Source organism: Streptomyces sp. NPDC048361 (assembly GCF_040651795.1).
Lineage (GTDB): Bacteria > Actinomycetota > Actinomycetes > Streptomycetales > Streptomycetaceae > Streptomyces.
On record NZ_JBEZKW010000069.1, the window covers coordinates 23085 to 34751 of the forward strand.

The 11667-nt window shown below is 69.2% G+C and carries 8 protein-coding genes; all 8 read right to left on the minus strand.

Annotated features, from left to right (window positions below):
• Positions 1 to 80 precede the first annotated feature (80 nt).
• The 8 genes from AB0D31_RS29450 to AB0D31_RS29485 all read right to left on the minus strand — a co-directional run bounded on the left by AB0D31_RS29450 (position 81) and on the right by AB0D31_RS29485 (position 11665).
• Positions 81 to 848, minus strand: a complete 768-nt coding sequence (locus AB0D31_RS29450) for a Rieske (2Fe-2S) protein (protein WP_362728725.1) — start codon at positions 846 to 848, stop codon at positions 81 to 83.
• Positions 845 to 1504, minus strand: a complete 660-nt coding sequence (locus AB0D31_RS29455; RefSeq protein WP_362728727.1) for a 4Fe-4S dicluster domain-containing protein — start codon at positions 1502 to 1504, stop codon at positions 845 to 847. The genes AB0D31_RS29450 and AB0D31_RS29455 overlap by 4 nt, the downstream gene beginning before the upstream one ends.
• A 6-nt stretch (positions 1505 to 1510) precedes the next feature.
• Positions 1511 to 3811 (minus strand): molybdopterin oxidoreductase family protein, encoded by a 2301-nt coding sequence (locus AB0D31_RS29460; protein WP_362728729.1) that lies wholly within the window; start codon positions 3809 to 3811, stop codon positions 1511 to 1513.
• Positions 3808 to 4872 (minus strand): MFS transporter, encoded by a 1065-nt coding sequence (locus AB0D31_RS29465; protein ID WP_362728742.1) that lies wholly within the window; start codon positions 4870 to 4872, stop codon positions 3808 to 3810. Before AB0D31_RS29465 ends, AB0D31_RS29460 begins: the two co-directional genes overlap by 4 nt.
• Positions 4873 to 5137: 265 nt before the next feature.
• Positions 5138 to 6052, minus strand: coding sequence for a pyruvate formate-lyase-activating protein (pflA, locus tag AB0D31_RS29470; RefSeq protein ID WP_362728730.1), 915 nt, complete (start codon positions 6050 to 6052; stop codon positions 5138 to 5140).
• A 1-nt stretch (position 6053) separates the two neighbouring features.
• Positions 6054 to 8324, minus strand: a complete 2271-nt coding sequence (gene pflB / locus AB0D31_RS29475) for a formate C-acetyltransferase (protein ID WP_362728732.1) — start codon at positions 8322 to 8324, stop codon at positions 6054 to 6056.
• 491 nt (positions 8325 to 8815) lie between these two features.
• On the minus strand, positions 8816 to 10276 hold the full coding sequence (locus AB0D31_RS29480; RefSeq protein ID WP_362728734.1) for an MFS transporter: 1461 nt from the start codon (positions 10274 to 10276) through the stop codon (positions 8816 to 8818).
• 186 nt (positions 10277 to 10462) lie between these two features.
• Positions 10463 to 11665 carry an IS110 family transposase gene (locus AB0D31_RS29485; protein ID WP_362728736.1) on the minus strand — a complete coding sequence of 401 codons (1203 nt, stop codon included), beginning with the start codon at positions 11663 to 11665 and terminating at the stop codon, positions 10463 to 10465.
• Positions 11666 to 11667: the final 2 nt, after the last annotated feature.

The window sequence follows — 11667 nt, forward strand, 5'->3', positions numbered from 1 at the left end:
GCCACCCGGGCCGCCGCCGGACTCGGTTCCGTGGGCGCCGGGCAGGTCGTCCGGCCCGGGGTAGCCATGGTTCTCGGCGCTCATGCCCGCTCGCTCCTCTCGGCAACCCCGGCACCGGCAGCCCGGGCACCAGCCGCCCTGACATCGGCACCCCAGGCACCCCCGGCACCGGCAGATCCGCCCTCGGCACCCCAGGCATCGGCACCCCCGGCACCGGCGCCCGCGGTGTCGGCGGCGGGGCAGCCCAGGCGGCCGGCCAGGTCGGGGCGCTTGTTGGCGAACTCTCGGCACATGGCGTCCTTGGTGCTCTCACCGGAGCGTGCCGTGGCCACCGCCCAGACGCTGCCGTCGGCCTCCTCCACCAGGAGCACCTTGGGCAGCGGACGCGGCGGCGGTCCCGCGGTGACCTCGCCGGTGCGGGCGTCGAAGACCCCTTCGTGGCAGGGGCAGTACAACTCGCCCTCGGCGCCACGGTCCTTGCGCCACAGGACCCCGCAGGCCAGATGCGTACAGACCGCGGAGTAGCCGACGAGGGTGCCGTCCTTGAGGCGGACGGCGACGGCGCGGTCGTCCTCACCGGGGAAGCGGAAGGCGACGGACTCGCCGGGGGCGAGCACGGGGGCGATGCGTTTGGCGTCGGGCGGGCCGTCGGCGTCGCCGTGACGGTGCAGTACTCCGCCGGCGACCGCGAGTCCGCCGACGGCGAGGCCGCCCGAGACGGTGGCGACGATACGGAGGTAGTCGCGGCGGGTGGTGAGGGAGTCGGCGGCGATGCGGTCGTGGAGGGCGGCCCGGGCGGGGTCCGCGCCGGGGTCGGGTGCGGCGGGCGACTGGTCGGTGACGCTCATCGGACGACGTCCTCCCCACCGGCCCGCGGCCCGCCGCCGCCCTGACCGGAGTTCGCTGCGGTCACGGGCTTTCCATTCACCTCGACGATCGGGAGGCCGCCAGGCACCGGCCACTGGACCTTGTCGGCGGGCACGACCATCGCCACGCCGGTGGAGACGACGACATCGCCGAACGTGAAGGAGTCGGCGACCTGGACCCCGGGGCGTTCGGCGCGGAGCTCGTCGATGGTCCCGTAGAACAGCGCGCCGGTCGGGCAGACCGTGGCGCACATGGGGGCAAGGCCGTAGGCGGTGCGGTCGTAGCAGAGGTTGCACTTCATCTGCAGCTTCGCCTGGAGGTCGATCTTCGGTACGCCGAAGGGGCAGGCGTTGACGCAGTTGGCACACCCGATGCAGCGGGTGGTGTCGGCCTGCTGCACCACCCCGTCCGCGGTCACCAGGATCGCGTCGGCGGGACACACCTCGGCGCAGGGCGCGACCGGGTCCTCGCAGTGCATGCAGACGGTCGGAAGGGAGGCGACGGAATGACCCTCGTCGGGATAGTCGAGATGGATCATGGACTTGCCGCGGTGCGAGTCGCACTCGCGACAGGCCGAGACACAGGCCTGGCAGCCGATGCAACGCCCCGGGTCGATGAAGATCGTTCTGCCCATCATGGGGCCTCAGCTCCTCTCCGCGGTGCCACGGCCCTGCGGGGCCGTGGGGGGCAGGGGGTCGGTGCGCGAGACCTGGGTCGCCGGGTACGCCGTGTGGCCCGGCGCGGTCGGCGGCGCCGGCACCTCGTCGATGCGGTCGGCGGCCTCGATCCTGCAGGCACACACCTTGTACTCGGGGATCTTCGAGCGGGGGTCGAGGGCGTCGATGGTGAGCGCGTTGGCGGCCGTGGGCACGGGCCAGTGGTACGGGATGAACACCGTGTCCGGGCGGATGGCCTCGGTGACCAGGGCGGGGAAGACCGCGCTGCCGCGCCGGGTCACCACCCGCACGGGGTCACCGTTGCGGAAGCCGTGCGAGGGATGGACCTCCACCCATGGGCGCGGCGTCTGCTCGACGAGCGCGCCGAGCCTGCGGGTCTGGTTGCCCGACAGGAAGTGCGCCACGGTACGGCCCGTGGTGAGCGACATCGGATGGTCCTCGTCATAGGGGTCCATCGGCGGATGCCACTCGACGACCTGCATATGCACCTTGCCGTCCGGGTGCGCGGTCTTGCCGCCCTCGAACAGGCGGGGTGTGCCGGGGTGGTCGGTGGAGGGGCAGGGCCAAGAGATGCCGCCGGTCTCCTCAAGACGCTCGTAGGTGATGCCGTAGTAGTCGTTGACGGTTCCGGCCGACGCGATCCGCAGCTCCTCGAACACTTCGCGCGAGCCCGGATAGTCGAACTTGTCGCCCTCGCCCAGGCGTTGGGCGAGCTGACACATCACCCAGGTGTCGGTGCGCACCCCCGGCGGCGGCTCCTGCGCCTTGTTGTGCTTGACCACCCGCGCTTCGGCGTTGGCCATCACACCCTCGTCCTCAGCCCAGGTGGTGACCGGAAAGACGACGTGCGCGTTGGCCGCTGTCTCGGAGAGGAAGAAGTCGAATTGGGCGTGGAACTCCAGAGTGTCGTAACCGGACTTGACCGTCGCGTAGTTGGGGAGGGAGACGAACGGGTTGTTGCAGATGCCGATGAGACCGCGGATCTCCTGGCGCTGCATCTGCCAGACCATTTCCATCATCGAGGTCCCGGCGGGCGGGAGTTCGGTCTCGTCGATGCCCCAGATCTCGCAGATCTGGCGCCGGTGCTCCGGGTTGGAGATGGAGCGGCCGCCGGGCAGCAGGTCGGATTTCTGTCCGTGTTCGCGTCCGCCCTGGCCGTTGCCCTGACCGGTGATGGTGCCGTAGCCGGCGCCGGGCTTGCCGAGGTTGCCGGTGGCGGTGCACAGGTTGATGACGGTCAGGCAGTTCTCGACGCCCTGCGAATGGTGCTCGATGCCCCGCGCGTGCCAGGCCATCGCCCGCTCGGCGCCCGCGAAGGCCCGGGCGACCTGGACGACCTGGGAGGCCGGGGTCCCGCAGATGTCGCCGGCCCACTCGGGCGTGCACTCGGCGACGGAGGCGCGCACCTCGTCCCAGCCGGTGGTGTGCTCGGCGACGAACTCCTTGTCGACGAGGTTCTCCTGGATGACGACGTTGAGTACGGCATTGAAGAACGCGGCGTCCGTGCCCGGCTTGAGGGCGACATGGATGTCGGCGGTGCGCGCGATGGCCGTCTCGCGCGGGTCGATCACGATCAGGGCGGCGCCGCGATCCCGGGCACCCCACACGTACTGGGTCATCACGGGGAAGCACTCGCCGACGTTGGACCCGGCGATCAGGAGGCAGTCGGTGAGCAGGATGTCGGAGAACGGGTTGCCCGCCCGGTCGATGCCGAAGGAGAGTTTGTTGGCGCCTGCTGCGGAGACCATGCAGAGCCTGCCGTTGTAGTCGACGTGCCGCGTCTTGAGCGCGACCCGGCCGAACTTGCCGACCAGATACGTCTTCTCGGAGAACAGGCTCGCCCCGCCGAGCAGACCGAAGGCGTCGTTGCCGTGTGCGCCCTGGATGCGGCGTACCTCGGCCACGGTGAAGTCGAGCGCCTCGTCCCAGGACACCTCGCGGAAGGGCTCGTCGCGGGAGCGGCGCATCAGCGGCGCGGTCAGCCGGTCGGGGTGGTTGACCTGCTGGTAGGCGTTGATGCCCTTGGGGCACAGGCGCATCCGGTTGATGTCGTGGTTGCGGGGTTCGACGCCGAACACCTTGCCCGCGCGGTCGACCCGCAGATACATGCCGCACTGCACCCCGCAGAAGCAGCAGTGGGTGGGCACGAGGGTCTCGCCGTTCTGGTCGGCGTGCCACTGGTCGGCCGGGATGCCGCCCGCGTCCCGGAAGTTGCGGGTGCCGGGCGGCGCGATCGAAGGGTCGAGCGGAATGTGCTGGCTGCTCACTTGAAGCCCTTCTTGACGTGGCTGAGGTAGGCGGTGCCGCGCAGCACCCGCTTGCAGCGCGGGCAGTACTCGGCCCAGGCATCGAAGTCGAGCTTCAGGTCACGCATGGTGCCGCGCAGGTTCTCGACGTACGGGGCGGTGTCGACCGGCTCGCCGCAGCGCTTGCACGGGAAGACCTGCTCGTCCTGGCGGGAGGTGTACTTGAAGAGCTGCATGCCGACGGCGGCCGGCCGCTGCACGATGTGGAAGAACTTCCCGAACGGGATGTAGATGAGCGTGAAGACCACCGACACCATGTGCAGGACGGCGAGGAACTCGTAGCCGCCGCCGTGCAGGAAGATCGACGAGAAGGTCAGGAGGAGCCCGGTCACGGAGATGACGATCAGCGCGATCAGCGGGACGAGGTCGTAGCCGAAGCGCTGGCCGGTGATGGCGCCGCGGTCCTTCATCCGCCGCCACAGGAAGTACGAGGCGCCGGGGATGACCAGGACGGCGGCGATGTCCAGGCCGTGGAACATCAGCCAGCCGACCACGCTCAGCGCGTCGAAGCCGAGGATCTTGAACCCCCAGATCCGCATTTCGTACCCGGGGCCCGAGCCGGACGCCGAGGTGAACGTGAACCAGCCCCAGGTCAGCGGGAACGTGATCGCGGCGGCCAGGATGCAGCCCCAGAAGATCAGCTGGTGGGCGGCCCAGCGGGCGTGCGAGCGGGCGCCGAGGAACTTCTGGAAGCCGAGGTAGGTGGCGATCATCTTCGGCAGGGCGGTGGGCGCCTTGCGGAAGTTGGCAGCCGAGAACAGGCTCCGCCAGCCCTGCCTGAAGAGGCGGCGCGCGCCCGGAGAGGAGATCCACACGGTGTAGCGGTAGGCGACACCGAAGGCCAGGAACACGGTGGCGACCGCGTAGGGAAGGAGCGCGGAGTCGAAGTCCTTGAGCAGCCGACTGCCGAAGACGATGGCGAGGATGAGCAGCACGGACACGACCACCCCGGCCAGCGTCGCGCGCAGCGCCACCGACCCTCGGCCGGGCGGCGGGGCGGCCGGAGCCGTTGGAGGCACCACGTCCGGCGAGGACGCGTCCGGCGCTGCTGCGGGGGGTGCGGGTGGCTCGGTCACCCCCTCACGGTAGGGATGTTCCGGCCCGAACCACTCGTTTTAGGGATCAACAGGGTGAGCCGCCCCGAAACGGCCTCCCGCTCTCCGCACGGATCCGGCCCGCCCGGATCAGACCCGCCGGCGCCAGTCCTCCCGACTCCGGGCCTCCCGACTCCGGGTCTCCCGACTCCGGGCCTCCCGACCCGACCCGGCCCACCCGGCCCGCCCCCGATCAGACCGCGTGCAGGCCGTACGACGCGAACATCTCCCGGGCCGCCGTCAGCTCGTCCGCGCTCGGCGACGGGGTGTCGTGCAGGGTGAAGGTCATGTCCAATGCATCCCACTTGCTCTCGCCCAGCTTGTGGAAGGGCAGGACGTCCACGCGGGACACGTTGCCGAGGGACGCCGCGAAGGAGGCGACGCCCTCGATGTTGGCCGGGGCGTCGGTCAGGCCAGGTACGAGCACGAAGCGGATGTGGACCTCCTTGCCCAGGTCCGCGAGCCGGTGCGCGAAGTCGAGGGTCGGCTGCAGTGGGCGGCCCGTGACCTTCTGGTACGTGGCGCGGTCCCACGACTTGATGTCGAGCAGCACCAGATCGACGTCGCGCAGCAGCGCGTCGGTGGCCCGGGCGCCCAGGAACCCGGAGGTGTCCAGGGCGGTGTGCAGGCCGAGCTCGTGCTTGTAGCGGTGGAGGAGTTCGCCCGCGAAGACGGGCTGGAGCAGCGGTTCGCCGCCGCTGACGGTGGCGCCGCCGCCCGCCGCCTGGATGAACGTCGTGTACTTCGCGGCCTCGGCCACCACCTCGTCGGCCGTGGTGCGCTTGCCGTTCCGCATCCGCCAGGTGTCCGGGTTGTGGCAGTACAGGCAGGTCAGCGGGCAGCCCGAGAGGAAGGTGACGAAGCGCGTGCCCGGCCCGTCGACGCCGGTCGACAGGTCCCAGGAGTGCACCGAGCCCGCGACCGGCCGCCGGGTGACCGCCCCGGCAGGCGTACAGGGCGTACCGGGCGCACTGGGCGCACTGGGCATACCGGGCCCACTGGGCGCGCTGGGCGTACCCGGCGCACTGGCCGGCGCGCCGAGGCCCTCGCCCCCGTCGGCGCGGGCGGGCCGGCCGACGGGGATCTCGGGGCCGAGCAGGACGGCCATCTCACAGCCCTTCGTGGAACGTCCGGTTGATCACGTCCAGCTGCTGCTCGCGGCTGAGGCGGACGAAGTTCACCGCGTAGCCCGAGACCCGAATGGTGAGCTGGGGATAGTTCTCCGGGTGCTCCATGGCGTCCTCCAGGGTCGCCTTGTCCAGGACGTTGACGTTCATGTGGAAGCCGTTGCTCGCCATGAACCCGTCGAGCACGCCGGACAGGTTGTCGACGCGCTCCTGCGGGGTGCGGCCGAGCGCGTCGGGGGTGATGGTGTTGGTGAGCGAGATGCCGTCCTCGGCGTCGTCGTAGGGCAGCTTGGCGACGGAGAGCGCGGAGGCGATGTAGCCGTGCTCGTCGCGACCGTTCATCGGGTTGGCGCCGGGCGCGAACGGCAGGCCGGCGCGGCGGCCGTCGGGGGTGTTGCCGGTCTTCTGGCCGTAGACGACGTTCGAGGTGATGGTCAGCACCGACTGGGTGTGGACGGCGCCCCGGTAGGTGGGGTTCTTGCGCACCTTCTCCATGAAGTCGTGCACGATCCGGGTGGCGAACGCGTCGGCGCGGTCGTCGTTGTTGCCGTACGCCGGGTAGTCGCCCTCGATCTCGTAGTCGACGGCGAGGCCGGTCTCGTCGCGTACGACCTTGACCTTGGCGTGCTTGATCGCGGACAGCGAGTCGGCGGCCACCGAGAGCCCCGCGATGCCGAAGGCCATGGTGCGCAGGATGTCCTGGTCGTGGAGGGCCATCTCGATGCGCTCGTAGGCGTACTTGTCGTGCATGTAGTGGATGACGTTGAGCGCGTGGACGTACGTCTTGGCCAGCCAGTCCAGCATCGCGTCGTACTGCCGGGACACCGTCTCGTAGTCGAGGTACTCCCCCTCGATGGGGGTGAAGCCCTCGACGACGAGCTTGCCGCTCTTCTCGTCGCGGCCGCCGTTGATCGCGTACAGCAGGGCCTTGGCGACGTTGACGCGGGCGCCGAAGAACTGCATCTGCTTGCCCACGGCCATCGCCGAGACGCAGCAGGCGATCGCGGTGTCGTCACCGTACTTGGGGCGCATCAGGGCGTCCGACTCGAACTGGATCGCCGAGGTGTCGATGGCGACGCGCGAGGCGAAGTCCCGGAATCCTGCGGGGAGTTGGCGGTCCCAGAAGACGGTGAGGTTGGGCTCGGGCGCGGGGCCGAGGTTGTAGAGGGTCTGCAGGGCGCGGAAGGTGGTGCGCGAGACGAGCGGCCGGCCGTCCTCGCCGATGCCGGCCATGGACCAGGTGACCCAGGTGGGGTCGCCGGAGTACAGCGTGTTGTATTCGGGGGTGCGCAGGAAGCGGACGATACGGAGCTTGATGACGAAGTCGTCGATGAACTCCTGCGCCTGCTCCTCCGTGATCAGGCCGGCCTCGATGTCGCGCTGGAGGTAGATGTCGAGGAAGTTGTCGATGCGGCCGATCGACATCGCGGCGCCGTTCTGCTCCTTCACGGCGGCGAGGTAGGCAAAGTACAGCCACTGGATCGCCTCGCGGCCGGTGGTGGCGGGGCCGGAGATGTCGTAGCCGTAGGAGAGGGCCATGGCCTTGAGCTCGTTCAGGGCCTTGATCTGCTCGGAGACCTCCTCGCGGTCGCGGATGACCGTTTCGCTGGCCCAGTCCTCGCCGAGGCGCGCCCTGTCGGCCTCCTTGGCGGCGATGAGGCGGTCGACGCCGTAGAGGGCGACGCGGCGGTAGTCGCCGATGATGCGGCCGCGCCCGTAGGCGTCGGGCAGGCCCGTGATGATGCCGGAGGAGCGGCAGGCCCGGATCTCGGGGGTGTACGCGTCGAAGACGCCCTCGTTGTGGGTCTTGCGAAGGTGGGTGTAGACGTCGCGTACGCCGGGGTCGGCCTCGTAGCCGTAGGCATTGAGGGCGTTCTCGACCATCCGCCATCCGCCGTTGGGCATGATGGAGCGCTTGAGCGGGGCGTCGGTCTGGAGGCCGACGATGAGGTCGCTGTGACCGGCCGGGGTGCCGTCGATGTAACCGGGCTTGAAGGCGTCGATGCGGGACGGGGTCTTTACGTCCACGTCGTAGATGCCCTGCTCGATCTCCTGGGGGAACATCGACAGGAGCTTCTCCCACAGGGCGGTGGTGCGCGGGGTGGGGCCGGCGAGGAAGTCGGCGTCGCCCTCGTAGGGGGTGTAGTTCTGCTGCACAAAGTCGCGGACGTCGATGGCGTCGCGCCACAGTCCGCCCTTGAAGCCGTCCCAGGCCTCGCGGTTCTTCGTCGCCTCTGCGGGGGTCGCGGTCATGGCGGGCACCCTTCCGAATCGCCTTCGACTGGTACTTCGTGTGCCGTCGAGCGAGGCTTTCGCGGTAGCTCTTCGGCTGCCTCCATTGCACTCCCTTTGATCGATCGATTGCGGCGGCATAGGTCACCACATGGGGGCCGAAAGCCCCCTCATCGGCTCACCGGTTTCCTTGACAGGCCACCTGACCTGCACATCTACTCGGGACTTTGGACCCTAGTTCGCTTGTGAACACATTCACAAGAATTTCGGAAAGAATCCCTCGGGGACGACAAAGGGGGACGACAAAGGGGGACGGCAGAGGGGTATGGCGAAGGGATACGGCAAAGGGCCCGCACAGAACGTGCGGGCCCTGCGTTCGGCGAATCCGCGGTCCAGCTGGGCGCCTCCCTGGCTGGGGCGCCTCACGCCTCCCCAGCTGGGCGCCTTCCTGGCTGGGGCGCCTCAGGCCTCCCCAGCTGGGCGCCTTCCTGGCTGGGGCGCCTCAGGCCTCCCTAGCTAGGGGCCTCCGCGCCCTTGCGGGCGTAGAACCACCAGGCGACCGCGATGCAGCTGACGTAGAAGGCCACGAAGCCCCACATCGCGCTGGTCACCGCGAAGTTGGCGAACATCGCCGGGATGAAGAAGAAGCCGTACGCGGCGATCGCGGAAGTGAAGCCGGTGACGGCGCCCGCCTCCATCTCGGCCTGCTTGAGCGCCTTGGCGTACTCCGGAGTTCCCTCCTCCAAGCCCTTCAGGTGCTGGTTGCGGAAGATCACCGGGATCTGCCGGAAGGTCGAGCCGTTGCCCACGCCGGAGAAGAAGAACGCGGCGAGGAAGCAGCCGAAGAACCCGAAGAAGTTGCCCGAACCGCCGCCCACGGGAAGGAAGTTGATGACACCGATGATCGCGAGGGCCATACCGACGAACGAGATGATGGTGACCTTGGCGCCGCCGAGCTTGTCGGCGATCCAGCCGCCGGCCCAGCGGGCCAGCGCGCCGAGCGCCGGGCCCATCCAGGCGTAGGTGGCGACGGAGTACGCCGGGAAGGTCGTCTTGATCAGCAGCGGCAGCGCAGCGGCGAAGCCGATGAAGGAGCCGAAGGTGCCGACGTACAGCCAGGTCATCAGCCAGTTGTGCTTGCGCTGGAAAATGACCTTCTGGCGGCTGAAGGGGGTGGAGGCGACCTTCAGGTCGTTCTGGCCGAACCAGGCGATCAGGGCGAGCACGATAAGGACCGGGACCCACAGGAACGCGGCGTTCTGGAGGTAGACCGGGGTGCCGTCCTTCTTGTGCTGGGCGCTGCCGATCGCGATGGTCGAGAAGGTGATGACGATCGGGGTCAGGAGCTGCACGACGGAGACGCCGAGGTTGCCGAGGCCGCCGTTGATGCCGGTGGCGTTGCCCTTCTCCTTCTTCGGGAAGAAGAAGCCGATGTTGGCGAGCGAGGAGGCGAAGTTGGCGCCGCCGATGCCGCAGAGCGCGGCGATGATCACCATGACGCCGTACGGGGTGGAGGTGTCCTGGATGGCGATGCCGAGCCAGATCAGCGGGACGATCAGGATCACCGTGGAGAGCGCGGTGAAGCGGCGCTGGCCGATCATCGGGCCGAGGAAGGTGTAGAGGATGCGGGCCGTGCCGCCGGTCAGGCCCGGGATGGCGGTGAGCCAGAACAGCTGCGAGGTGGAGAAGGAGAAGCCGACGTCCTTGAGGTTGGTCGCGGTGACCGACCAGACCTGCCACACCACGAAGGCGACGAGGAGGGCGGGGACGGCGATCCACAGGTTCCGGGTGGCGACCTTCCGGCCGACCGAGCGCCAGAACACCTCGTTCTCCGGCTCCCACGCGGTGATGGTGCGGCCGGGGCGATAGTTCTCCGGGTCGTACGAGACATCGGATGCCGCAGCGGCCTCGGATGCCTCAGCGGCGACGGGTCCGGCGTCGTGTCGGGTGGATGGCTCAAGCGCGGAACTCATGGTGCTTCCCAGGGGGTTGAGACGAGTTCTGACATATCCACGGTGCGCCTGGGGCGGGGGTGTCGGTGAGAGGCGAACGCCATGAGTGCGGGCGGCCCTAGGACCCGCCCCGGGGCTGCCGTACGGCCCCCTCCCCCAGACCGCGCGGGGCCCCGACATGCGGGGGGGGTGCCCCTATGACTTTGGTCAAGGGGTGATCGGGGTTGGTGGTTGGTAGAAGGTGCCGTCGCGGAGCATGGCGAAGAGGACGTCGGCTCGGCGACGGGCGAGGCAGAGGAGTGCTTGTGTGTGGTGTTTGCCCTCTTTGATCTTTTTGTCGTAGTAGGTGCGCGAGGCGGGGTCGGCCAGGGCGGCGAACGCGGAGAGGAAGAAGGCCCGTTTGAGCTGCTTATTCCCGCGTCTGGACTGCTGTTCGCCGCGGATTGAGGTGCCCGAGCTCCGCGTCGTAGGGGCAAGGCCGGCGTAGGCGGCGAGGTGGGCGGCGGAGGGGAAGTTGGTTCCGTCTCCGACGTCGATGAGGATGCGGGCTCCGGTCCTGATGCCGATGCCGGGCATGGACATCAGGACCTGGGAAAGAGGGTGGGACTCCAGCAGTTCCTCGATCTGGGCGGCGATGAGTTTGCGCTGGTCAAGGACCGCTTGGAGCGAGTCGGCGAGGCTGGGGACGATCAGCGAAGCTGCGTCCGTGCCCGCGACGACCACGGTCTGCTCGTCGAGTGCCGTGAAGATGTCGTCGACGAGCCGCTCGGCCATCCTGGGCGCCTTCGGGCGGATCAGGGTGACCAGCCGTCGCCGTCCGGCCTTGCGGATCTGGGCCGGAGAGCCGTACTGGCTGAGCAGTTTCAGCACGGCCGGGTGCTGCATGCGCGGACCCAGGACCCGTTCGAGATGCGGATGGACCTGCGTGAACAGGCCGCGGAGCCGGTTGGAGAGCCGGGTTGCTTCCGCGGCCAGGTCGTCGTCGAAGCCGACGATCATCTCCAGCTCGGCGACGGTCTCGTCGTCCAGTTCGAGCGAGCGCAGGGTGTGCGGCATAGCGCGGGCCGCGTCCGCGATGATGAACGCGTCGCGGGCGTCGGTCTTGGCCTCGCCGGGATAGAGGTCGGCGATCCGCCGCATCGTCAGGCCGGGCAGATAGGCGACTTCGCAGCCCATGTCCCGGGCGATGGCCAGCGGCAGGGCGCCGATGGTGGCGGGCTGGTCGACGACCACGAGGACGGTTCCGTGCTTGGCCTGAAGCCTGCCGAACACCTCGCGGAGTCTGGGCTCGCTGTTGGGCAGCCGCTTGTCGAACGCCTTCTTCCCGGCCGGGGTCACCGCGGTGGCGTGGTGTTCGCCCTTGCCGACGTCCAGGCCGAGGAAGAGGTCGATGTTGCTGATGTCGATCACGC

Coding starts and splice junctions, on each gene's coding strand:
- pflA (WP_362728730.1), bottom strand. CDS start 6,052: ATGGCCGTCCTGCTCGGCCCCGAGATCCCCGTCGGCCGGCCCGCCCGC.
- AB0D31_RS29480 (WP_362728734.1), bottom strand. CDS start 10,276: ATGAGTTCCGCGCTTGAGCCATCCACCCGACACGACGCCGGACCCGTC.
- pflB (WP_362728732.1), bottom strand. CDS start 8,324: ATGACCGCGACCCCCGCAGAGGCGACGAAGAACCGCGAGGCCTGGGAC.
- AB0D31_RS29455 (WP_362728727.1), bottom strand. CDS start 1,504: ATGATGGGCAGAACGATCTTCATCGACCCGGGGCGTTGCATCGGCTGC.
- AB0D31_RS29450 (WP_362728725.1), bottom strand. CDS start 848: ATGAGCGTCACCGACCAGTCGCCCGCCGCACCCGACCCCGGCGCGGAC.